The sequence below is a fragment of the Streptomyces spectabilis genome, from assembly GCF_008704795.1.
GTDB classification, from domain to species: Bacteria; Actinomycetota; Actinomycetes; order Streptomycetales; family Streptomycetaceae; genus Streptomyces; species Streptomyces spectabilis.
Map to the genome: position 1 here is coordinate 2,506,361 of NZ_CP023690.1, position 22,949 is coordinate 2,529,309.

The following is a 22,949-nucleotide window of genomic DNA, read 5'->3' on the forward strand; positions in this document are numbered from 1 at the left end:
GGACGAGGCCGGACCCGGTCTACGCGACTGCGCAGGTGCGGCGTAACGTGTGAGGGGTCCAGGCCGGGGAGAGCCTGGCGCGAACGGGCAGGCGGTGGAATGTGATGCGGAAGCAGAACGACGCTCAGGTCTTCCGGATCACAGGGGCCAGGCAGGGCCTCGCGGACGACGTGCGGGGCCGGCAGCGCCGCTATGTGATCTCGATGTCCGTCCGCACTGTTTCGGTCATTGCAGCCGCGGTGCTCTGGAACGTCGAACGGCACGTCGCGCTCGTCGCGCTGGTGCTCGGAATCCTGCTGCCGTACGTCGCGGTGGTGATCGCCAACGCCGGGCGGGAGAACGCGCCTTCGCTTCCGTCAACGTTCGTACCGGCACCGTCGCGGCCGATGCTCGCCGCCCCGCCGCCCGTCGACCGGAGCGCGGAACCCGTCCCGGAGGAGCCGCGGGGCGCCGCCCGCGAAGAGCCGCGCGCGCCGTCACGGGAACAGAGCTGACCGACGACGTTCCGCCAAGCTCAAGAAAAGCTCAGATCAATCATGGAGTTCCGGTGCCAGGCGGCCACTTAGCCGTGACATACTTCGTACGCGCTCCGCATCCCCCGTCGGAGCGACAGACCGACGCCGGGCAGCTCCCCCCGTGGCTGCTCGGCGTCGCCTTGTTTGGGATGACTCACGTGACCGACGAAACCCCCGTCTGCTCCGCCAAGGGCTGCCGTACGGCCGCCGTGTGGGTGCTTGCCTGGAACAACCCGAAGCTGCACACCCCGGAGCGGCGCAAGACCTGGCTGGCCTGCGAGGACCACCGCGAGCACCTGTCCCAGTTCCTCGGTGTGCGGGGCTTCCTCAAGGACGTCGTCACGCTGCCGGAGTGGGACGCGGCGCAGGGCTCAGGGGACGGCCCGGCGGTCTAGCGCCGGGCGCGGGGCGTCAGCCGCCGATCGCCGACATGGGGCGCTCGGGCTGGAGGAACGAGGGGTCGTCCAGACCCGATCCGGCCTTTTTACCCCACATCGCGAGCTTCCAGATGCGGGCGATCTCGTCGTCCGTACTGTCGGGCGCGCGCAGGGCGGCGCGCAGGTCGGTCTCCTCCGTGGCGAACAGACAGGTGCGGACCTGTCCGTCGGCGGTGAGCCGGGTGCGGTCGCAGGCCGCGCAGAAGGGGCGCGTGACGGAGGCGATCACACCGACGCGGTGCGGGCCGCCGTCGACGACCCAGCGCTCCGCGGGTGCGGAGCCGCGCTGCTCGGTGCCCTCCTCGATGAGGTCGAAGCGGGTGCGCAGGGAGGTCAGGATGTCACCGGCCGTGATCATGCCGTCGCGCTTCCAGCCGTGCTGGGCGTCCAGGGGCATCTGCTCGATGAAGCGCAGTTCGTAGTCGTGCTCGACGGCCCAGGCCAGGAGGTCGGGGGCCTCGTCGTCGTTGAGCCCCGGCATCAGGACCGTGTTGACCTTGACGGGGGTGAGGCCCGCCTCGCGGGCGGCTTCGAGGCCTTCGAGGACGTCACGGTGGCGGTCGCGCCGGGTGAGGGTCTTGAAGACGTCCGGGCGCAGGGTGTCCAGGGAGACGTTGACCCGGTCGAGGCCCGCGGCCTTGAGGGCCTGCGCGGTGCGCTTGAGGCCGATGCCGTTCGTCGTCAGGGACATCCGGTGGCGCGGCTCCAGGGCGGCGCAGCGCTCGACGATGCCGACGAGGCCGGGGCGCAGCAGCGGTTCGCCGCCGGTGAAGCGGATCTCCTCGATGCCGAGGCGGGTGACGGCCATGCGGATCAGGCGGACGATCTCGTCGTCGGTGAGGAGATCGGGCTTGGCCAGCCACTGCAGGCCTTCTTCCGGCATGCAGTACGTGCACCGCAGATTGCACCGGTCGGTCAGTGAAACCCGCAGATCGGTGGCCACTCGGCCGTACGTGTCGATGAGCACGTGGGCCCCCTCCCCGGTCCGGATCGGTGGTGCGTCTTGTCGTACGCCCTTTGACCATGAGCCTACGTGACGCGACCGACATCGACAGAGGCCGTTTCCACAGGACGGACGCGGCCGCGTCGTAGAGATCTACGACGCGGCCGCGCGACGGCTTCGGATCAGTGGGCGCCGGTGCCCGTGAGGGAGCGCACCTCCAGCTCCGCGTACTTCTCCTTGTCGGGCTCCTCCTTGGAGAGCATCGTGCCGAGCCAGCCGAGCAGGAAGCCGACCGGGATGGAGATGAGGCCCGGGTTCTCCAGCGGGAACCAGTGGAAGTCGACGCCCTTGAACATGGAGGTCTTCTCGTTGCCGGAGACCACGGGCGAGAAGAGCACCAGGACGACGGCGGTGGTGAGTCCGCCGTAGATCGACCACAGGGCGCCCTGTGTGGTGAACCGCTTCCAGAACAGGCTGTAGAGGATCGTCGGCAGGTTCGCGGAGGCGGCGACGGCGAAGGCGAGGGCCACCAGGCCCGCCACGTTCAGGTCGCGGGCGAGGGCGCCGAGGCCGATGGAGACGGCGCCGATGGCGACCGTCGCCCAGCGGGCGGCCCTGACCTCTTCCTTCTCGCTGGCCTTGCCCTTCTTGATGACGTTGGCGTAGATGTCATGGGCGAACGACGAGGACGAGGCGAGGGTGAGGCCCGCGACGACCGCGAGGATCGTGGCGAACGCGACGGCGGAGATGACCGCGAGCAGGATGGCGCCCCAGTTGGAGTCCTTCCCTCCCAGTTCCAGGGCGAGCAGGGGCGCGGCGGTGTTGCCCGCTGGATTGGAGTCGGTGATCTCCTTGGGAGTGAGGAGCGCGGCGGCGCCGAAGCCCAGCGCGATCGTCATCAGGTAGAAGCCGCCGATGATGCCGATCGCCCAGTTCACGGACTTCCGGGCGGCCTTGGCCGTGGGCACCGTGTAGAAGCGGATGAGGATGTGGGGCAGGCCCGCGGTGCCGAGCACCAGGGCGATGCCGAGCGAGATGAAGTCCAGCTTGGACGTCGAGGTGGCTCCGTACTTGAGGCCGGGCTCCAGGAAGGGCGCGCCCTTGCCGCTGTTCTCGGCGGCGGAGCCGAGCAGGTCGGAGATGTTGAAGTCGAACTTCAGCAGGACCAGGAAGGTCAGCAGGAGCGCGCCCGCGATCAGCAGGACGGCCTTGACCATCTGCACCCAGGTGGTGCCCTTCATGCCGCCGATGGTGACGTACACGATCATCAGGACGCCGACGAGCGCGACGATGGCGACCTTGCCGCCGTCGCTGGTGATGCCGAGCAGCAGCGAGACGAGGACGCCCGCGCCCGCCATCTGTGCGAGCAGATAGAAGATCGACACGACGATGGTGGAGGTGCCGGCCGCGGTGCGCACCGGGCGCTGGCGCATGCGGAAGGCGAGGACGTCACCCATCGTGTAGCGCCCGGAGTTGCGCAGCGGCTCGGCGACGAGCAGGAGCGCCACCAGCCAGGCGACCAGGAAGCCGATGGAGTACAGGAAGCCGTCGTAGCCGAAGAGGGCGATGGCGCCCGCGATGCCGAGGAAGGACGCGGCGGACATGTAGTCGCCGGAGACGGCGAGGCCGTTCTGGAAGCCGGTGAACTGCCGTCCGCCGGCGTAGAAGTCGGCGGCGCTCTTGGTCTGGCGGCCCGCCCACACGGTGATGACGAGGGTGGCGACGACGAAGATCGCGAACAGGGTGATGATCAGCGGCCGGTGCTCGCTGGCCTGGCCGGCGGCGAGCACGGTGGCGTGGGTCTCGGGGACGGCCGCGGCGGTCGAGGTGCTCAGGGTGTTCACGCGCCGCCCTCCATCCGGGACTTGATGGCGTCCGCGCGCGGGTCGAGCTTGGTGGCGGCGTGGCGCGAGTACCACCAGGCGATGAGGAAGGTGGTGAGGAACTGCGCGAGGCCGAGCACGAGCGCGATGTTGATGTGGCCGACCACCTTGGTGCCCATGAAGTCACCGGCGTAGTTCGAAAGGAGGACGTACAGGAGGTACCAGGTGATGAACGCGATCGTGAGGGGGAACGCGAACGAGCGGTGGGCGGTGCGCAGTTCGCCGAACTCCGGGCTCTTCTGCATGTCGACGTACTCCGCTGTGGAGGGTGCCGAGCGGGTGGGTTCTGGGCCGCCCTTCGACGGTGGCGGTGCGTCGGTGGCCACGGAGTCTCCTCGTGGTACGGGGGTGGTGGGGACGGAAACGGAAGCGGTGTGATCCATGTGCTCTGCTCTCGAAGTGACGCGGATCACGTGGGCCGAGGATGGTGATGTTAGGCCCAGGGGACGTGATCCGACAGGGGGTTGATATTGCGTCCGTGCCTGTTCAACGTCACGACGGCGCGCCCGGAGCGGCTCGAACGGTCGCTTTCCCGGCCTTTTGCAAGAAGTCATTGCTGGCCCGGGAGCACTGGGGATAGCTTCACCCTGCACAACTAGTCATGCACCTGGCACCACCCGTCAGCACCTGCCCGAGCACCAGCAGTGTTCGGGCAGTTCCGTATCCGGATGATGTGGAGAACCCATGGCTCATCTGCGCTCCTCGCGCTCTTCCCGGTCCAGACGGCTCACCCTCGCCGCCCTGCCGCTCGGCGTCGCCCTCGCCGCGGCGGTCGGCTTCGGCCCCGGCGCGACGGCGGCCCCGCTCGACTCGCCCGCACCGGTGGCGCCGCAGGCCGTCCAGGCGCCCGCGGCGGGCAAGCTGGCGTACGTCGTGAACACCCGCACCGACGCCAAGACCATCGCCGCCGTGAAGAAGGCGATCGGCAAGGCCGACGGCACGGTCGTCGTGACGTACCGGAAGATCGGCGTGATCGTCGCGCACTCGGCCAACCCGGACTTCGGCAAGGAGCTGCGGAAGGTGCGCGGCGTGCAGTCCGCGGGCGCGACCCGCACGTCCCCGCTGACGGCGGCCGGCACGACCGAGGAGGGCGCGCCCACCTTCCTGTCCAAGGACCGGGCGGACCGGGCCAAGTCGGGCCAGCAGCGGGCCGGTTCGGGCGGGGCCGCCGCCGAGCCGCTGGAAGGCGACCAGTGGGACCTGCGGGCCATCGGTGCCGACAAGGCCGCGCAGATCAACCCGGGCAGCAAGAAGGTCACCGTCGGCGTCATCGACACCGGCGTCGACGACACCCACCCCGACCTCGCGCCCACCTTCTCGGCCAAGCAGTCGGCGAGCTGCGTCGGCGGCAAGGCGGACACCTCGCCCGGCGCCTGGCGTCCGGCGAAGAAGGAGCACTACCACGGCACGCACGTGGCGGGCGAGATAGCCGCGGCCCGCAACGGCATAGGCGTCGCCGGGGTGGCACCCGGCGTCAAGGTCGCGGGCATCAAGGTGGCCGACCCGGTCAGCGAGCTGTTCTACCCGGAGAGCGTCGTCTGCGCCTTCGTGTTCGCCGCCGACAACGGCATCGAGATCACCAACAACAGCTACTACGTGGACCCGTGGCTGTACAACTGCAAGGACGACCCGGACCAGCGGGCCATCCTCGACGCGGTCAACCGGGCCCAGCTCTACGCCAAGCGCAAGGGCACCCTGAACCTGGCCTCCGCGGGCAACTCCAACCACGACCTGGACGCGAACGAGATCGTCGACGAGTCGAGCCCCGACGACTCCACGCCGGTCAAGCGCACCATCGACCCGCACAAGTGCCTCGACCTGCCGACCCAGCTCCCGGGCGTCGTCACCGTCAGCGCGACCGGCGTCTACAAGGCCAAGTCGTACTACTCGACGTACGGCAACGGCGTCGTCGACGTCGCGGCCCCCGGCGGCGACCGCCGCTACCAGAAGCCCACGGACACCCCGTCGAAGGACGGCGGCATCCTCTCCACGATGCCCGGCGGCGAGTACGCCTGGCTGCAGGGCACCTCGATGGCGTCGCCGCACGCCGCGGGCGTCGCGGCCCTGCTGAAGTCCACGCACCCCAAGGCGGGCCCGGCCGAGCTGCAGCGGCTCCTCAAGAAGCAGGCCGACAACCCGGGCTGCCCGGACAAGCCGTACGACCCGGACGGTGACGGCAAGGTCGACGCCGTCTGCAAGGGCGACAAGAACCGCAACGGCTTCTACGGCTACGGAATCGTCGACGCGCTCGACGCCGTGACCAAGAAGTGAAGGGGAGCACCTACGTGACCAGGCACTCCTCATCCTTCGGCCGCCGTGCGCTCGCCCTGCCGCTCGGCGTGGCCGTGGTGTCCGCGCTCGCCTTCCTGCCGGGCACGGCGTCGGCGCAGCCGGACGCGCCGTCCGCCCCCGCCGCGCGGCAGGCGACGTCCGACGGGTCGGCCATGAGCTACGTCGTCAACCTCCGCAAGGGGCACGGCGACCGGACGGCGAAATACGTCAAGAAGGCCATCGCGAAGGCGGGCGGCCAGGTCGTCATCGCGTACGACCAGATCGGCGTCATCGTCGCGCACTCCTCGGACCCCGACTTCGCGAAGAAGATCCGCGGGGTCAAGGGCGTGCAGTCGGCGGGCGCCACGCGCACGGCGCCGCTGTCCGCGCAGACGAGCGACGACATCGACGCGGCGCGGCCGCTGTCCGCCAAGGAGGCGGAGGCCGCCGCGGGCACGGCGGCCGACGGTCAGGACGAGCTGGAGCCGCTCCAGTGGGACCTGCCCGCCATCAAGGCGGACCAGGCGCACAAGGAGTCCCTGGGCAGCTCCAAGGTGACGGTCGGCGTCCTCGACTCCGGGGTCGACGACACGCACCCGGACATCGCGCCGAACTTCGACAGGAACGCGTCCGCGAGCTGTCTGGGCGGCGTGCCCACGCAGAAGGACAACGCGTGGCGGCCGGTGGCCAAGGAGAGCGACCACGGCATGCACGTGGCGGGCACGATCGCCGCCGCGAAGAACGGCACCGGCATCACCGGCGTCGCGCCCGGCGTGAAGGTGGCGAGCCTGAAGGTGGCCGAGCCGGCCACCGGTCTGTACTACACGGAGGCCGTCGTCTGCGGCTTCGTGTGGGCGGCCGAGCACGGCGTGGACGTCACGAACAGCAGCTACTACACGGACCCGTGGCTGTTCAACTGCCGTACGGACGACGACCAGCGGGCCCTGGTCGACGCGGTCGGCCGTGCCAGCCGGTACGCGGAGCGCAAGGGCGCCGTGAACGTGGCGGCGGCGGGCAACGCCAAGACGGACCTCGCCCAGGACGAGATCGTCGACAAGTCGAGCCCGAACGACACGACGCCGGTCGAGCGCACCATCAAGACCGCGGACTGCTTCGACCTGCCGTCGCAGCTTCCGGGCGTCGTGACGGTGTCCTCCACGGGCGCGAAGGGCCTGAAGTCCTCGTTCTCCAACTACGGCAAGGGCGTCATCGACATCGCGGCCCCCGGCGGCGACTCGACGGCGTTCCAGAAGCCGCAGCCGCCCGCCACCAGCGGTCTGATCCTGTCGACCCTTCCGGGCGGCAAGTTCGGCTACAAGGCGGGGACGTCGATGGCGTCGCCGCACGCCGCGGGCGTGGCCGCGCTGATCAAGTCGGCGCATCCCAAGGCCTCGGCGGCCCGGGTGAAGGCCCTGCTGTACCGGCAGGCCGATGCGATGGCGTGCACCGACCCCTACGACATCGACGGCGACGGCAAGGTCGACGCGGTGTGCGAGGGCGGCAGGAACAAGAACGGCTTCTACGGCGTGGGCATGATCGACGCGCTGGACGCCGTGCGGAAGTAGCCCCTTACGGGAGCAACCGGGACCACTGAGAGGTGGTCGGGGCCGGGCGGTTGCGGACCGCCCGGCCCCTCGCGAGAGGATGCCGCTCATGTACGCCTACCGAGACTCGTCATTCGTCCACGAAGGCCCCGAGCAGTGGCGCGCCGAGCCGGTCCGCCCGACGTGGCAGCTGGCCCTGCGGTTCCTGGTCACGGTGGTCGTGCTGCCGGTGTGGTGGCTGGTGCTGCTCATCCTCGCCGTCGTGGCCATCGTGATCGCTCTGTTCGCGGAGATCCTCACGGTGATCCCGGGCTTCGAGAGCGGTGCCGAGCGCGTCATGGACCGGGTCCTGGGCCTGGTCGCGATCTGGCCGCGCTGGGTCGTGACCTGGCCCGAGCTGCGGCACGAGGGCGACGACGCCTTCTACCGGGCGCGGGTCGACGGCTATCTCGACACCTGGACGAAGCGGGCGTCGAAGCCCAAGGAGGACAAGAAGCCCAACCCGCCGGTGGAGTGCGAGGTGCCGCTGCGCAAGTACCGGGGCGTGGGCGGCGGCTATGTGGTCGAGGCGGCCGCGGCGCGCGGCTGGGAGCTGCGGCCCTCCGACCCCGCGGACGAGATCCGGCTCTGGTGGTCGGCCGCCTCCGAGCCCGGGGCCACGGGGCCGACCCCGTAGCGGCGGGCCCCCGGGGCCGACGCCATAGTGACCGCATGACACAACTGCCTTCCGCCGGTACGGAGTTCCGCGCCGGGGCCGCGTACGCCTGGGCCGCGCTCGGCGGCGCCCCGGAGCCGCTGGCACGCCTCTCCCCCGTCGTACGCGACGACACGCTGGCCGCGCGGCTTCCCGTGCGCGCCCTCGCACGTGCCTGCGTCGGCGTCTGCACGCTCGCGGCAGCCGAGCTCGCCGCCCTGCGCACGGGCGGCGCCGTGCCGCACGCGCGCGTGGACGACGGTGCCGTGGCCGCCGCGTTCACCAGTGAACGACACCTGCTCGTGGACGGGCGCGCGCCGGTCACGTTCGCGCCCCTGTCGCGGTTCTGGCGTACCGCGGACGGCTGGGTGCGGACGCACGCGAACTACCCCCACCACCGGGAGCGCCTGCTCGCCGCGCTCGGCATCCCGGAGAGCGCGGCGACCGTGGACGCGGTGGCGGCGCGGCTCGCCGCGCTGCCCGGCATCGAGGCCGAGGAGGCGGTGTACGCCGCCGGGGGCCTGGCCGTCGCGCTGCGCACCCCGCGGGAGTGGGCCGCGCACCCGCAGGCCACGGCCGTGGCGGGGCTGCCCCTCGTGGCGCGCGAGCGGCTCGGCGGCGGCGCGCCGCGGGCTCTGCCGCCGCTCGTCGACGGGCCCCTGCTGCCCGCGTCCGGGGTGCGCGTCCTCGACCTCACCCGGGTCATCGCGGGCCCGGTCGCGACCCGCACGCTCGCGCTGCTCGGCGCGGACGTGCTGCGCCTGGATCCGCCGCACTGCCCGGAGCTGCCCGACCAGCACGCGGACACGGGCTTCGGCAAGCGCTCCACGACCCTCGACCTCGGCGGCCGCGCCGGACTGCGGACGCTCGACGAGCTGCTCGCCGGGGCCGACGTGGTCGTGACCGGCTACCGGCCCGGCGCCCTCGACCGGTTCGGGCTCTCCCCCGAGGCCCTTGCCGAGCGCCGCCCCGGCCTGGTGGTGGCACAGCTGTCGGCGTGGGGCGCGCGGGGCCCGTGGGCGCACCGGCGCGGGTTCGACAGCCTGGTGCAGGTGGCGACGGGCATCGCCGCCCTGGAGGGATCGCCGGAGGGGCCCGGCGCGCTGCCCGCGCAGGCCCTGGACCACGGCACGGGCTATCTGCTGGCCGCGGCCGTCCTGCGGGCGCTGACCGAGCAGGGGACGGACGGCGCGGGCGGCACCCGGGTGGCACGGCTCGCCCTGGCGCGGACGGCGGGGTGGCTGACGGCGGCGGGGGACACCGACGGCGCCCTGGCGCGCGCCACGGGCGACGGGCCGACCACCCTCGAGCCCACGGACGCGTACGACCCCGCGGACCGGCTCGCTCACACGGACGGCCCCCTCGGGCGGCTGCGCCACGCCCTGCCGCCGGTCACCTTCACCGGCGGCCCGGTGAACTGGGCGCGCCCGCCGGGCCCTTGGGGCGCGGACGCACCCGTGTGGCGCTGAGCGGGTCCCGCCGGGCGGAAGGACAGCGCACCAGTTGTTTGCCCGGACTTGCCCCGGAGTGGGATGACTGGTGAAGATCGTGTAGTGACCATACGACCGTCCGTGGAAGCCGGAGACTCCCTGGCGGCAGGCGCCCGTACGGCGGCGGAAGGCGGGGCCTCGGCAGAGGCGGCCACCGCCCCGCGCGCGGGGCGCCGTGCCGCGCGCCGCCGCCCGTCGCCGGGCAGGGCCGTCGCCGTGCTCGTGCTCGTGGCCGTCGCCGCGGTGGTGCCGCTGTTCGGCCCCGCGGCCGTGCTCGACGGTACCGGTGAGGCCGAGGCGCCCGGCACGCAGGGCATCACGCTTCTGCGGACGGTCCTGTTCGCCGCGCTGTGCGTGCAGCTCGGCGAGGTGTCGCTGCGCCGCGTCGCACGCCGGGTGCCCGGGGCGCCGATGGCGTCGGCGCCGCGCGCGTGGGGGTGGTGGGCGGCGGCCGCGGGCTTCGTCGCGGCGCTGGGGCTCGCGTCGGTGGTGGCCAGCGGCAATCTGGTGCCGCAGCAGCCGTCGGACCTGGACGTCGGCGGCCTGTACGCGTCCCGGGACGGCCGCCTCGCGCTCCTTGAGGTCAACGCGTTCGTCGTGGCCGCGCTGTGCGCGCGGACGCGCCGCCCGGACAGCGCGGTCCTGCCGCTCGCGGCGGTCGTCGTCGCGGAGGCGCTGCGCGCCCACCCGCCCACGGAGGACGCCGCCCTGGTGGGCTCCGGCCTGACCCTCGTCCATCTGACGTGCGCGGCGCTGTGGGCGGGCGGCCTGCTGTACGCGCTGCGGATCCTGTGGCGCTGGCGAACGTCCGCTCCGGAGGCGGCCGTTGCCGTACTGGGCCTCTACGCGCGCGTGGCCGCCGTCCTGTTCGCCGCGATCACCGCCACGGGGATCGTCAGCACGCTGCGCCGGATGCCGCCGGACACGGTCGTCGACCAGCTGACGACGACCGCGTACGGCCGCACGATGCTGGCCAAGCTGCTGCTCGTGGCCGTCGTCGCCGTCCTCGCGCTGCTGGCCCGGCGCCGGCTGAGGCGGCACTCCGGCGACGACCGGATCGCCGCCTACGCGCCCGCGCGCGCCGAAGTGTGCGTGCTCGGCGCGGTGGTCGCCGTGTCGGCGCTGCTCACCGCCGTGCCGCTGCCGATCCGCTGGTGAGCACGGAGCGGGCCAGGAGGGCCTGGGCCGCCAGATAGGTGAGCATGATCCAGAAGTCGGGCCGTGGGGCCTGCGGCCAGTCGGCCACGTCGGTCGCGATGAGCGTGTCCGACAGGAGGAACAGCGCGCCGCCCGCGGCCGCCGTGAGGCCCAGGGTGGTGGCGCCGCCCGCCATCGCCGTGAGGAGCAGGCTGTAGCCCGCGACCGGGATGCGCATGTCGGCCGGGAGGTCGGGCCAGAGCAGCGCCACGGTGATGCCGAGCGCCGCGCCGTAGGCGAGGACCAGGGCCGCGCCCCGGGCCCGGGGGTGGCCGGTCCCGTGCCGCCGGAACAGGGCGAGGTAGCAGACGTGGCCCGCCGCGAAGGACGCCATGCCGGCGAGGAACGCGGGGTCGGCGTCCGCCAGGAGGAGGGTGTCCCCGCCCCAGCCGAAGGCCAGGGCGGCCACGAGGAGACGGGGGCCGTTGCTGAGCACGACGTAGAGGGCGAGCGTCGGCATGAGGAGGGGCTTCAGGGCGGTGTGGGCGAGGTCGGATCCGGCGGCGACGCCCGCCAGGTCGCCCAGCGCGACCAGGCCGAACGCCGCGAGGGCCCAGGGGGCGTAGCGGGTGCGCGCCGTGGGGCCCTGGTCTCCGGTGCGGGGCGGTGTGGGCCGTGCCCACCCGTTCCGCCCTGCGGAACGATTGCCCACAGCAGGGGTGGGGCTCATGCGGTGGGCTCCGGTGTCCTCTGTTCCTGTCCGGCGGACGGGAGCGCCGGTGGTGTCGGCTGCCAGCCCGGGCCGCGGAACAGATGGCCCGCTCGCGCGCGCCAACTGGTCGCCTTCTTCAGGTCCTTGGCGATGGCCGCGTACTCGTGGGTGGCCACGCGCAGGGGGTTGTACGTGGTGATGTCCTTCGTCAGTCCGTAGACGGGGCGGTCCGTCTCCGGGATCCAGGAGCGGAAGATCCGGTCCCAGATGATCAGGATGCCGCCGAAGTTGCGGTCCAGATAGCCGCCCTGGGACGCGTGGTGCACGCGGTGGTGCGAGGGCGTGTTGAAGACGTACTCCACGGGCCGCGGCAGCTTGCCGATGCGCTCGGTGTGGACCCAGAACTGGTAGACCAGGTTGGCCGACGAGCAGAAGGCGACGGCCGCCGGGTGCACCCCGCACAGGATCATCGGCACGTAGAACGGCCACACCGTGAGGGACGTCCACGGCTGGCGCAGCGCGGTCGTCAGGTTGAACTTGCGGCTGGAGTGGTGCACCACGTGGCAGGCCCACAGGATGCGGACGACGTGGTGCCCCCGGTGGGACCAGTAGTAGAAGAAGTCCTGTGCGAGCAGCATCAGCGGCACCGTCCACCACAGGACGGGCACGCGCAGCGGCGTCAGGGAGTAGAGCGCCGAGTAGACCGCGACGATCGGGATCTTCCACAGCAGGTCGAAGACGAGGCTGCCGAGCCCCATGGTGACGCTGGTGGCCGCGTCCTTCGCCTCGTACCCGGCGGCGTCCTCGTCGGGATGCACGCGGACGCTCACCATCTCGACGACGGTGAGCAGCACGAAGGCCGGGATCGACCAGAGCACCACATCGGGCAGGTTCGGGGACGACATGCCGTCACCGTAGGCTCGCCCCCGGCCCGCTGCCTAGAGGTTGTTACCGACAAGTATTACCGGCGGTACGCGCGGAGATGTTGGCGATCTTCGCCATTGCCTCCCAGGCCCCGTTCGGACCCCGGTCGGACTCGGGTCAGACCCCGGCCGCTCCCAGGAGCGCTCCCGCCGCGTAGGTCACCGTCATGGCGAGGGCCCCGCCCAGCACGTTCCTGAGCACCGCGGGCCGTACGTCCGCCGCGCCCAGGCGGGCGCTCGCCAGGCCCGTGAGGGCGAGCGCCGCCAGGACCGAGCCCACGGTGACGGGCAGGCGCCAGGAGGCGGGCGGCAGGACGATGGCGAGGAGCGGGAGCAGGGCTCCGACGGTGAACGCGACGAAGCTGGCCCACGCGGCGTGCCAGGGGTTGGTGAGCTCGTCGGGGTCGATGCCGAGCTCCACGCGCGCGTGGGCGCGCAGCGCGTCCCGCTCGGTGAGCTGCTGCGCGGCCTCGCGGGCCACGTCGCGGCTGAGCCCGCGCCCGGCCAGGAGGTCGGTCAGCTCGGCCAGTTCGGCCTCCGGCTGCTCGCGCAGCTCGCGCTTCTCCTGGGCCAGGGCGGCCTTCTCGGAGTCGCGCTGGGTGGACACCGACACGTACTCGCCCGCCGCCATGGACATGGAGCCCGCGAGCAGGCCCGCGAGGCCCGCCGTCAGGAGGGTGCCGCGGTCGTCGGTGGCCCCCGCGACGCCGACGACGAGGCCCGCGGTGGAGACCACGCCGTCGTTGGCGCCGAGCACGGCGGCCCGCAGCCAGTTGAGGCGGGAACCCAGGGCGCCGCCGTGCGCTTCCTCATGAGTGGCTTCCGTCACAGGGGGAGCATGGCACCGCCCGCGTCACCAGACGCGGACCGACCCTCCCGGGGCGAACACCGGGCTGGTGGCGTCGGCCGGAGGCTCCTTGAGGGGTTCGGCCAGCTCCGCGGCCGTGGGGCCGACCTCGGCCGCGAGGGCGTCAAGACGCTCCAGGTCGAAGCCGTACACGCGCGCGGCGTTGCCGCCGACCATGGCCGCGACCTCCGCGCGCGGCAGGCCCGCGTAGGCGGCGCGCAGGCCTTCCCTGGAGTAGGGGTACGTTCCCTCGTCGTGCGGGTAGTCGCTGCCCCACATGACCTTGTCCAGGCCAATGCGCTCGCGCAGCGCCGCCTCGTGCGGGCGCATGAAGCTCGCGCCCACGAAGCAGTTCTCGCGCCACACCTCCGAGGGGCCCTTGCCCATCTGGTCCGCGAGCCCGGCCCCGAACTTGGACTCGGCGGTGTCCGCCCGCGTCGCCGCCGCGACGAGCCGCCCGTGGTAGTAGTCCAGCATCTCCAGGACGCCCGGGATCCAGCCCGAGCCCTGCTCGGTGAGGACCAGGCGCAGACCGGGGTGGCGGCGGAAGGCGCCGCCGAACATCAGGTGCCACAGCGCCCGGTGCGAGAACCACGTCGTCTCGACCATGAACACCGCGCGGGCCGCGGGCTCCTCGCCGAGCGGCGGCGACGCCGAGCCCGCGTGGTGGTTGACCGGCACCCCCAGCTCGGCGCAGACCGCCCAGATCGGGTCGTACACGCGCGCGTGCAGCTCGGGCAGGCCCGAGCCCGGCGGGGTGCCCGGGAGCAGCAGGCCGCCGGTGAGTCCCGCCGTGACCGCCCAGCGGATCTCCTTGACGGCTTCGTCGACGTCGTTGAGCAGGATCTGGAAGACGCCCGCGCGCCGGCCCCGGGCGGCCGCGCAGAAGTCGGCGAGCCAGCGGTTGTGGGCCCGCAGGCCCGCCCAGCGCAGCGCGTACTCCTCGCGCGTCGGCGCGGGCGCCATGAGCGAGGCCGAAGGGAAGAACGGCGGGATGGTGTTGGGGAAGACGACCTCGGCGACGATGCCGTCCCGCGCGAGCTCCGCGAGGCGGCGCTCGGAGTTCCAGTTCCGGTCGGCGGTGTCGGCGAGGAGGTCCTCGTACGGATTGACGTACGTGGCCGCCCAGACGTCGAAGTCCTCGTGGTGGCGGGACTCCAGGTACGGCTTGTAGTCGAGGAGGTCCGCGCCCGCGTGACAGTCCGCGGAGATGACGGTGTAGCGCTCGCTCTCGGTCATGGGTTCACCCCTAGCGTCGGGAAGTCGTGGCCGGTCAGCCAGTGGCGGCCGACCTCGCGCGAGCGCGCCCAGGAGGCGGTGACGGCGTCCTGGTCCGCGTCCTGGCCCAGGTCGGCGGGGGTCGGCCCGATGCGCCGGGCCAGCGGGGCGAGCCGCGCGGTGTCGAAGCCGAACACCTCGGCGGCGGCGAGGCCGAGCATGCGCCGGCTCTCCGCCACCGGGATGTCGTGGAAGGTCCGGCGCAGCCACGCGCGCGTGGCGGGCCAGGTGCCCTCCGGGTGCGGGAAGTCGCTGCCCCACAGGATGTTGTCGACGCCGATCTCGTAGCGCTGGGCGAGTTCGCGGCGCTTGGTGTTGGTGGCGCAGACGAACATCTGCCGGTCCAGGTACTCGTGCGGCGGGCGCTTCAGCTCGGCGAAGGGCGACAGCTTCTTGCCGCCGTGCGCGCCCAGGTAGAGGCGGTCCATGAACCACAGCAGGTTCGGCAGCCACCAGCAGCCGGACTCCGCGACGCCGAACCGCAGCCCGGGGTGGCGCTCGAACACCCCGGACCACAGCAGGAACCACAGGGGCCGGGCGGGCCACCACGTCACCTCGGAGACGTAGATCCCGAGGTGGTCGCCGTACTCGTGCCGGGGCGCGGCCCCGGAGTGGGTCAGCACCGGCATCGCGCACGCGGCGGCCGCGGCCCACACGGGGTCGTAGCGGCGGTCGTGGTAGGGCGCCTTGTCGACCCACATGGAGGGGATCATCAGCGCGCCGAGCCCCGACTCCTTGGCCCGGTGGACCTCGGCCACCACGCGGCCGGGATCTGCGGTGACGGGCAGCAGGGCCACGCCGCAGTGCCGTTCGGGGTGCTCGGAGACGAAGTCGGCGAGCCAGCGGTTGTGCGCCCGCGCGCCCGCCATGCCGAGGTCGGGGTCCTGGTCCCCGGAGAGGCCGAGGCCGACCCCGAAGGGCGCGGCGGTCCGGCTGTCGACGGCGTCGGCGTCCGGGAAGACGACCTCGGCCGCCACTCCGTCGCCGTCCAGCTCCTTGATCCGCTGCCCCGCGTCCCAGCCGCCCTTCAGGCCCTCTTCGTTGTCGTCGAACCACTTCGTGGCGAAGGCCTCGTTGCGGATGCCCAGACGGGTCATCTCCTCGCGGCGCCGGTCGCGCCCGGCGAGGAAGTCGTCGAAGTCCCGGTGGTGGCGGGCCTCCAGATAGGGCCGGTACTCCTCGGTGGGGAGGCCCGCGTGGCAGTCGGAGGAGATGATCAGATACGGGTCGTGCGGGTCCGTCATCGGGACTCCTCAGTCGAGTCGGTCGAGTCAATCCATCAGTCCAGTCAGTCCAGTCAGTCCAGTCAGTCCAGTCAGTCGAGGATGAACTTCTCCAGGTAGTCCGGCGCGGAGCGCTCCAGCATGGACCGCGCCCGCGCCCTGATCTGCCGGTCGCTGTGCTCGCTCGCGGGCAGCAGCCAGAAGCGGTCCGCCGCGATGCCGTCGGCCACGAGGTCCGCGACCTCCTCGACCGGCGTGAAGACGACGTCCTGCCCGGCCTCGCGCATGGCGGCCTCCCACTGGCCGAGGGTGCGGTAGGGGGCTTTGCGGGGGCGCTGCTTGGCGTACCGCTCGGGCCGGTTGCGGTGCGACTCCCACAGGCCGGTGCGGAGCATGTGGGGCCCCGGGAAGAGCACGGACGCGCCCACGCGCGCGTGCTCCGCCTTCAGATGCGCGTACAGGGACTCCGTCATGGTGACGACGGCGGCCTTCGTGACCGCGTAGACGGAGGCCGTCGGCAGGGGCGCGATGCCGCCGTCCCCGGAGGACGTGTTGACGACGTGCCCGGGCTCTCCCCCGGCGATCATCCGGGGCACGAAGGCCTGGATGCCGTGGAAGACCCCCCACACGTTGACTTCGAAGGCCCACTTCCAGTCGTTCGGCTCGTGCTCCCACATGCGGCCCTCCGCGCCCGAGCCGACCCCGGCGTTGTTGCACAGGACGTGCACCGCGCCGAACCGTTCGTACGTGTCATCGGCGAGGGCGTGCACCTGCTCGCGCACGCCGACGTCGACCACGCGCGCGTGGACCGCCGCCCCGTCCGCGCGCAGTCCGTCCGCCGCCTTCTTGAGGGCGCTCTCCTCGACGTCGGCGAGCACCACCGTCAGGCCCTCCGCCGCGAACCGGCGCGCGAGGGCGAGCCCGATGCCGCCGGCCGCGCCGGTGACGACGGCCACCTGTCCCGTCGCGAGCCGCATCAGGCGGTGCCCTCCGGAGGCCCGTCGAGCACCTGCCGGGCGTCGTCGTAGCGCTGGTGCGCGTACGGCAGGAGCGCCTCGGCGCTGACCCGCTCGACGACGGTGCCCCGCTGGTCGCTGGTCTTCTCGCCGAGGGTGATCTCCACCAGGCGGCGCACGGGCAGGTCGGCCACCGGGTCGTACATCGACTCGCGCAGGACCACGTCCCCGGTGATCCGCTCCAGCTTGCGGACCTTCTCGTTCCGTACGCAGTGCACCAGGACCGGTTCCGCGTCGAAGCCCGAGCCGTCCACCGCGGGCAGGAACTTGAAGTAGAAGTCGGTCCTCCGCGCGGGCTCCGGCAGCGGCAGGGGGCCGCTGACGCCGCCGCGCACCTCGACGAACGCGATGCCGTGCCGGGCGAGCGCCGCGCGGACGACGAGGCCGTCGCGCTCGACCGTGACCTCGCCGAGCTTCTTCGGCTCGCCGAACACCTCGCGGCCGCCGATCAGGGCCCGCTCGTGGGTCATGGGCATCACCAGCGGATACCAGCCCGCCACCGCGCCGTGCTCGGCGGCGACGGCGACCGAACCCGCGCCCAGGGGGTAGCCGGGCAGCTCGACCTTGCTGATGTTCACACGCACCAAGGGCCGCGCGGTGGGCTTCAGGGGCGGCGGCAGGACCGCCGCGACCGCGTCCGGGTCGCTCTCCCAGAGAGCGACCACGCCCGTGGACCAGATCTCCGGGAGCCGCCCGTTCGCTGCCCGTGCCGCGGCCAGCTCCGCCTCGGTGCGCGCGCCGTAGCGTACGCGTGCCATGTCGTACCGCCCTTCGTTGACGAACCGTCAGGGATGTGCGGCGTCTTGCGGGGGGTTCTGTAACACAGTTACAACAGACCTCGTGAAGGGTAAAGAGACGCGGACCCGCCTCGACCGGGAACAGGTCCTGGAGGCCGCGGCGGGCCTCGTCAAGCAGCACGGACCGCGCGCCCTGACCATGCGCAAGCTCGCCGCCGAGCTCGGCACGGCCGTGACCTCCATCTACTGGCACGTCGGCAACCGCGAGTCGCTCCTGGACGCCCTCGTCGAGCGCACCCTCGCCGACCTCGGCGAGATCCGGCCGCGCGGCCGCACCCCCGCGCAGCGCGTGGCCTCCGTGGCGCGCGCCCTGCGCCACCAGCTGCGCGACCACCCCCATCTGATCGCGATGGTCCACGAACGCGGCCTGACGGACCGCATGTTCCTGCCCGCCCAGCGGGTCCTGGTGCGCGAGCTGCACGCGGCGGGCCTGCGCGGCGCCCGCGCGGCCGACGCCGTGCGGGCGGTCCAGGTCCACGTCGTCGGCCACGTCCTGGTGGAGCGCAACCGCGAGCGCGCGCCCGCGCAGCGCCCCGGCGAGCACCGGCTGTGGGACGCGCACGGCGCGGACGCCGACCCCGCCCTTGCCCGCGCCCTGACCCGTCCCCTCGACGCGGAGCGGCTCTTCACCCTTTCGGTCAGGGCCCTGGTGGCGGGTCTGCTCGGCCCGCCCGGTGGCTCACGGACGTGACGGTCCGGTGGCCCACGGACGTGACTGTCAGTCGTGGCCCGTATCCTCATGGACCATGCTCGAAGACCGCACGCTCGCCGCGTCCGCAGACTCCTGGCCGACCGCCTACCCGTCGGGGTACGCGGTCGTCGACGTGGAGACCACAGGGCTGTCCAGGGACGACCGGATCATCTCCGCCGCGGTCTACCGTCTGGACGCCCGGGGCGAGGTCGAGGACCACTGGTACACGCTGGTGAACCCGCAGCGCGACCCGGGCCCGGTGTGGATCCACGGCCTGACGAGCGACCAGCTCGCCGACGCCCCGCTCTTCGCGGACGTCGCCGAGGAGTTCGGCGAGCGCCTGCGCGACCGCGTCCTCGTCGCGCACAACGCGGTCTTCGACTGGTCCATGATCGCCAGGGAGTACGCGCGCGCGGCGCGCACCGCGCCCGTCCGCCAGCGCCTGTGCACCATCGCGCTCTCCAAGGAGCTGGGCCTGCCGCTGCCCAACCACAAGCTGGAGTCGCTCGCCGCGCACTTCGGCGTGGTCCAGCGCAACGCCCACCACGCCCTGGACGACGCGCGCGTCCTCGCCGAGGCGTTCCGCCCGAGCCTGCGCGCGGCCGCGCGCGACGGGGTGCGGCTGCCGCTCCTGGAGTGCCGCCCGCTGACCGAGTGGGCCGAAGGACCGGCCCGCATCGGCCGCCAGGCCACCGGCTCCCCGGGGTACGAATCCGGGTACCGCGCACAGAGTTGGCGCGCCTCCCGCAAGCGCCCCGCCTGCCCCTACCCGAACCCCGGGCGGTACGAGGAGGGCAAGCCCCTCAAGCAGGGCATGCGCGTCGCCTTCTCCGGCGACACCTCCGTGGACCGCGAGCTCCTGGAGGACCGCGCCTTCGAGGCGGGCCTGCACATCGCGACGAGCGTGTCCCGGCTCACCAGCCTGCTCGTCACGAACGACCCGGACTCGGGCACGTCGAAGACGACGAAGGCGCGGTCGTTCGGCACCCCGGTCATCGACGAGGCGGCCTTCGGCCAGCTGCTCCAGGACGTGGCCCCGGCGTCAGACGGGTGATTGCGGGGCGACTCGCCCGCCCGCCGCTCGCCCCGCACCGCCGCCGCGTCCCACCCTGTGGCGCATGGCACGTTGCGAGGTCTGCGGAAACGACTACGGCATGTCCTTCGAAGTGCACGCGCAAGGCGCGGTGCACGTCTTCGACTGCTTCGCCTGCGCCATCCACCGCATGGCGCCGATCTGCGAGCACTGCCGGTGCCGCATCATCGGACAGGGCGTCGAGGCCGATGGGCACTGGTACTGCGGGGCGCACTGCTCGCGCGCGGAGGGGCGGGTGGGCATCGTCGACAAGGTGTGACGGCGGACACGGGCGTGACGGCGGCCGAAGGTGTGCCGCGGCCGAAGGTGTGACGGCGGACATACGCCGGGCCCCGAAGCCCCCGGACGGAGCCCCCGACAGGACCCTCCCGTCGGGGGCTCCGTCGCGCACAGGTACCGTCAAGGACGTGTACCGCTTCCTGTTGTCCCGCCAGTGGGTGATCCTCACTCTCATCGGCATCGTCCTCATCCCCGTGATGATCGAGCTGGGCTTCTGGCAGCTGCACCGGCACGAGGCCCGCGTGGCGCGCAACGACAAGATCGCCCGGGTCATCGACGCCGAGCCTGTGCCCGCCGAGCGGCTCACCGCGCCCGGCCGCGAGGTGCCGGACTCCGCCGTCTACCGCCGGGTGACGGCCAAGGGGACGTACGACACGAAGCACGAGGTCGTCGTCAGGCGCCGCACCAACTCCGACGACGAGGTCGGCTTCCACGTCCTGACCCCGTTCGTCCTGCGCGACGGCAAGGTGCTCCTGGTGAACCGGGGCTGGATCCGCGCCGACGGCCCGCAGACCGCCTTCCCCAAGATCCCCGCCCCGCCCAGGGGCCAGGTCACCGTCACCGGCCGCCTGATGGCCGACGAGACGTCGGCGGCCAGCGGCATCAAGGACGTCCGCGGCCTGCCCGACCGCCAGATCATGCTGATCAGCAGCGGCCAGCAGGCCCACGCCCTGGGCAAGCCGGTCCTCGGCGGCTACATCACGCAGACGGCTCCGGAAAACCCCGGCGGCTCCCCGCAGCTGATCTCCGCCCCCGACCACAGCAGCATCGGCGCCCACATGGCGTACGCGATCCAGTGGTGGCTGTTCGCGGCGGGCGTGCCGGCCGGGTGGATCGTCCTGGTCCGCCGGGAGGTGCGGGACCGGCGCGAGGCGGCGGCCGCGGAGAAGTCGACGCCCGAAGCGGCCGCGACGCCCGCCTGACGCGCCGCCGACGCCGCTCCCCCGCTAGTCCCCGCACCTCTCCCACGGGTCCGGGGTGCCGTGCGAGAGCACCAGGCCGTACGACTCCACCAGGTCGCAGTCGTTCTGCTGGGTCCACTGGTAGGCGAGGACGGACCAGACGGCGACCGTGACCACGGCCACCACGCCCGGCACGCTCCAACGGGACCTTCCCCCGGGCCCGCCGCCTCCGCCACCACCGCCGCCACCGGGCGGCGGGCCCTGCGGCGGCTCCTTGGGAGGCTCCCAGCCCGGCCCGTCGTAGCCGCGGGGCCGCCACCCGCCCTCGTTGTTCGGCATGCTCACGAGTATCGCCCAGGGGCACCCACGCGTCCCGTACTACGGCGAAGCCGGGGGGACCAACCGCGCGCGGCCGGGCCCTGGTTGCTCCCGCCTCGGCGGACCGGATTGGCGACTGGGCGAACCGGGAAGCCGTCCTCCGTGCAGCGACCCATCGAGGACTACGCCCTGATCGGCGACCACCAGACCGCCGCCCTGGTGGCGCGTACCGGCTCCATCGACTGGCTGTGCCTGCCCCGCTTCGACTCCGCGGCCTGCTTTGCCGCGCTGCTCGGCGAGGACGAACACGGCCACTGGCGCATCGCGCCGAAGGGCGCCGACACCTGCTCGCGCCGCGCCTACCGGCCCGACACGCTCGTCCTCGACACCGAGTGGGACACCCCTGACGGCACGGTCCGCGTCACCGACTTCATGCCGCAGCGCGACCGCGCCCCGGACCTGGTGCGCGTCGTCGAGGGCGTCGAGGGCGAGGTGACCGTGCGCAGCACGCTGCGGCTGCGCTTCGACTACGGCTCGGTCGTGCCCTGGATGCGCCGCTCCCACGGCCACCGGGTGGCGGTCGCGGGCCCCGACGCGGTGTGGCTGCGCACCGAGCCCGACGTCCGCGACTGGGGCCACGCGCGGGCCACGCACGCCGAGTTCACCGTCCGGGCGGGCGAGCGGGTGACGTTCGTGCTCACCTGGCACCCCTCGCACGAGCCGCGCCCGCCGCTCATCGACACCGAGAGGGCGCTGCGAGAGAGCGTCGACGACTGGCGGGCCTGGGCGGCGCGCTGCCCCTACGAGGGGCCGCACCGCGACGCGGTCGTCCGCTCCCTGATCACCCTCAAGGCCCTCACGTACGCCCCGACCGGCGGCATCGTCGCCGCGCCCACCACCTCGCTGCCGGAGGAGATCGGCGGCGTCCGCAACTGGGACTACCGCTTCTGCTGGCTGCGCGACTCCACGCTCACGCTCGGCGCGCTGCTCACCGCCGGGTACCGGGAGGAGGCCGGGGCCTGGCGCGACTGGCTGCTGCGGGCGGTCGCGGGCGACCCGGCGGACCTCCAGGTCATGTACGGCCTCGGCGGCGAGCGGCGGCTGCCCGAGTCGGAGGCCGGGTGGCTGCCGGGGTACGCGGACTCGGTGCCGGTGCGCCTCGGCAACGCGGCCGTGTGCCAGCACCAGCTCGACGTGTACGGCGAGGTCGTCGACTCCCTCTGGCTCGCCCGGCAGTCGGGCATGGCGACGCGGCCGCACGGTTGGCGCATGCAGCTCGCGCTCATGGAGTTCCTGCGGAAGGTGTGGCGCGAGCCGGACGAGGGGCTGTGGGAAGTGCGCGGTCCGCGCCGCCAGTTCGTGCACTCCAAGGTGATGGCCTGGGTCGCCGCCGACCGCACCGTACGCACCCTGGAGGAGCGGCCGGAGCTCGAAGGAGACGCGGACCGCTGGCGGCGCCTTCGCGACGAGATCCACGACGAGGTCTGCGCCCGCGGCTACGACGCGGACCGGGGCACGTTCACGCAGTCGTACGGCTCCACGGAGCTGGACGCCGCCGTGCTGCTCATCCCGCGCGTGGGCTTCCTGCCGCCCGACGACCCGCGCGTCCTCGGCACCATCGACGCCGTCCGCGAGGACCTCGGCACCCACGAGGGCTTCGTACGCCGCTACAGCACCGACGGGTGCACGGTCGACGGCCTGCCGGGCCACGAGGGCGTCTTCCTCGCCTGCTCGTTCTGGCTCGCCGACGCGCTGCACCTGTCCGGCCGTACGAAGGAGGCCCGCGCGCTCTTCGAGCGGCTCCTGGCGCTCTGCAACGACGTGGGGCTGCTCGCCGAGGAGTACGACGCGGTGGAGCGCCGCCAGTTGGGCAACTTCCCGCAGGCGTTCAGCCACGTGGGTCTCGTCACTACCGCCTTCTCCCTGTTCGGCCCGGACCCGCGCACGGCAGGATAG

23 protein-coding genes are annotated in these 22,949 nt (G+C 72.8%); 12 read left to right on the forward strand and 11 right to left on the reverse strand.

The window, feature by feature from the left end:
• The first annotated feature begins 104 nt into the window (after positions 1–104).
• Positions 105–494: a DUF3099 domain-containing protein gene (locus CP982_RS10705; RefSeq protein WP_150510299.1), complete on the forward strand. Its 390-nt coding sequence runs from the start codon at positions 105–107 to the stop codon at positions 492–494.
• A 179-nt stretch (positions 495–673) separates the two neighbouring features.
• Positions 674–910, forward strand: coding sequence for a hypothetical protein (locus CP982_RS10710; RefSeq protein ID WP_150510300.1), 237 nt, complete (start codon positions 674–676; stop codon positions 908–910).
• Positions 911–926: 16 nt separating this feature from the next.
• Here CP982_RS10710 and moaA read toward each other — a convergent pair whose 3' ends face one another.
• The 3 genes from moaA to CP982_RS10725 all read right to left on the reverse strand — a co-directional run bounded on the left by moaA (position 927) and on the right by CP982_RS10725 (position 4,104).
• Positions 927–1,919 (reverse strand): GTP 3',8-cyclase MoaA, encoded by a 993-nt coding sequence (gene moaA, locus CP982_RS10715; RefSeq protein WP_229879510.1) that lies wholly within the window; start codon positions 1,917–1,919, stop codon positions 927–929.
• Between the two features lie 158 nt (positions 1,920–2,077).
• Positions 2,078–3,730, reverse strand: coding sequence for a solute symporter family protein (locus CP982_RS10720; protein WP_150515415.1), 1,653 nt, complete (start codon positions 3,728–3,730; stop codon positions 2,078–2,080).
• Positions 3,731–3,735: 5 nt separating this feature from the next.
• Entirely contained in the window at positions 3,736–4,104 is a 369-nt protein-coding gene (locus CP982_RS10725; protein ID WP_170316400.1) for a DUF485 domain-containing protein, read from the reverse strand.
• A gap of 358 nt (positions 4,105–4,462) precedes the next feature.
• Here CP982_RS10725 and CP982_RS10730 point away from each other — a divergent pair, with 358 nt between their 5' ends.
• The 5 genes from CP982_RS10730 to CP982_RS10750 all read left to right on the forward strand — a co-directional run bounded on the left by CP982_RS10730 (position 4,463) and on the right by CP982_RS10750 (position 10,935).
• Positions 4,463–6,049, forward strand: a complete 1,587-nt coding sequence (locus CP982_RS10730) for a S8 family peptidase (RefSeq protein ID WP_150510303.1) — start codon at positions 4,463–4,465, stop codon at positions 6,047–6,049.
• 14 nt (positions 6,050–6,063) lie between these two features.
• Complete coding sequence (locus CP982_RS10735) at positions 6,064–7,614, forward strand: S8 family peptidase (RefSeq protein ID WP_150510304.1); 1,551 nt, start codon at positions 6,064–6,066, stop codon at positions 7,612–7,614.
• Positions 7,615–7,702: 88 nt separating this feature from the next.
• A complete protein-coding gene (locus tag CP982_RS10740) occupies positions 7,703–8,269 on the forward strand; it encodes a hypothetical protein (protein WP_150510305.1) in 567 nt (188 codons plus the stop codon).
• A 35-nt stretch (positions 8,270–8,304) separates the two neighbouring features.
• Positions 8,305–9,756 (forward strand): CoA transferase, encoded by a 1,452-nt coding sequence (locus tag CP982_RS10745; RefSeq protein ID WP_150510306.1) that lies wholly within the window; start codon positions 8,305–8,307, stop codon positions 9,754–9,756.
• A gap of 84 nt (positions 9,757–9,840) precedes the next feature.
• Complete coding sequence (locus tag CP982_RS10750; RefSeq protein ID WP_229879507.1) at positions 9,841–10,935, forward strand: CopD family protein; 1,095 nt, start codon at positions 9,841–9,843, stop codon at positions 10,933–10,935.
• Here the strand turns inward: CP982_RS10750 and CP982_RS10755 are convergent.
• From CP982_RS10755 to CP982_RS10785, 7 genes are all read right to left on the reverse strand, one after another.
• A complete protein-coding gene (locus tag CP982_RS10755; RefSeq protein ID WP_150510308.1) occupies positions 10,904–11,644 on the reverse strand; it encodes a lysoplasmalogenase in 741 nt (246 codons plus the stop codon). The genes CP982_RS10750 and CP982_RS10755 overlap by 32 nt on opposite strands.
• On the reverse strand, positions 11,641–12,531 hold the full coding sequence (locus CP982_RS10760) for a sterol desaturase family protein (RefSeq protein WP_150510309.1): 891 nt from the start codon (positions 12,529–12,531) through the stop codon (positions 11,641–11,643). Before CP982_RS10760 ends, CP982_RS10755 begins: the two co-directional genes overlap by 4 nt.
• Before the next feature lie 136 nt (positions 12,532–12,667).
• Complete coding sequence (locus CP982_RS10765; protein WP_150510310.1) at positions 12,668–13,378, reverse strand: VIT1/CCC1 transporter family protein; 711 nt, start codon at positions 13,376–13,378, stop codon at positions 12,668–12,670.
• A gap of 24 nt (positions 13,379–13,402) precedes the next feature.
• The gene (locus CP982_RS10770; RefSeq protein ID WP_150510311.1) at positions 13,403–14,635 is read right to left on the reverse strand and encodes an amidohydrolase family protein; all 1,233 of its coding nucleotides are present in this window, start codon (positions 14,633–14,635) and stop codon (positions 13,403–13,405) included.
• Positions 14,632–15,918 carry an amidohydrolase family protein gene (locus CP982_RS10775; protein WP_150510312.1) on the reverse strand — a complete coding sequence of 429 codons (1,287 nt, stop codon included), beginning with the start codon at positions 15,916–15,918 and terminating at the stop codon, positions 14,632–14,634. The genes CP982_RS10770 and CP982_RS10775 overlap by 4 nt, the downstream gene beginning before the upstream one ends.
• A 71-nt stretch (positions 15,919–15,989) precedes the next feature.
• Complete coding sequence (locus tag CP982_RS10780) at positions 15,990–16,874, reverse strand: SDR family NAD(P)-dependent oxidoreductase (protein ID WP_150510313.1); 885 nt, start codon at positions 16,872–16,874, stop codon at positions 15,990–15,992.
• Positions 16,874–17,671, reverse strand: coding sequence for an acetoacetate decarboxylase family protein (locus CP982_RS10785; RefSeq protein WP_150510314.1), 798 nt, complete (start codon positions 17,669–17,671; stop codon positions 16,874–16,876). The genes CP982_RS10780 and CP982_RS10785 overlap by 1 nt, the downstream gene beginning before the upstream one ends.
• Positions 17,672–17,753: 82 nt before the next feature.
• Here CP982_RS10785 and CP982_RS10790 point away from each other — a divergent pair, with 82 nt between their 5' ends.
• The 4 genes from CP982_RS10790 (at position 17,754) to CP982_RS10805 (ending at position 20,696) form a co-directional block, all read left to right on the forward strand.
• Positions 17,754–18,401 (forward strand): TetR/AcrR family transcriptional regulator, encoded by a 648-nt coding sequence (locus CP982_RS10790; protein WP_229879505.1) that lies wholly within the window; start codon positions 17,754–17,756, stop codon positions 18,399–18,401.
• Positions 18,402–18,456: 55 nt separating this feature from the next.
• The gene (locus CP982_RS10795; protein WP_150510316.1) at positions 18,457–19,455 is read left to right on the forward strand and encodes a DEDDh family exonuclease; all 999 of its coding nucleotides are present in this window, start codon (positions 18,457–18,459) and stop codon (positions 19,453–19,455) included.
• 64 nt (positions 19,456–19,519) lie between these two features.
• Positions 19,520–19,753 (forward strand): hypothetical protein, encoded by a 234-nt coding sequence (locus tag CP982_RS10800; RefSeq protein WP_144002715.1) that lies wholly within the window; start codon positions 19,520–19,522, stop codon positions 19,751–19,753.
• Between the two features lie 148 nt (positions 19,754–19,901).
• Positions 19,902–20,696, forward strand: a complete 795-nt coding sequence (locus tag CP982_RS10805; RefSeq protein WP_150510317.1) for an SURF1 family cytochrome oxidase biogenesis protein — start codon at positions 19,902–19,904, stop codon at positions 20,694–20,696.
• Between the two features lie 24 nt (positions 20,697–20,720).
• On the opposite strand, the gene CP982_RS41650 is transcribed toward CP982_RS10805, so the two are convergent.
• A complete protein-coding gene (locus CP982_RS41650) occupies positions 20,721–21,014 on the reverse strand; it encodes a hypothetical protein (RefSeq protein WP_170316295.1) in 294 nt (97 codons plus the stop codon).
• 141 nt (positions 21,015–21,155) lie between these two features.
• Between CP982_RS41650 and CP982_RS10810 the strand changes: the two genes are divergently transcribed.
• Positions 21,156–22,949 (forward strand): glycoside hydrolase family 15 protein, encoded by a 1,794-nt coding sequence (locus tag CP982_RS10810; RefSeq protein ID WP_150510318.1) that lies wholly within the window; start codon positions 21,156–21,158, stop codon positions 22,947–22,949.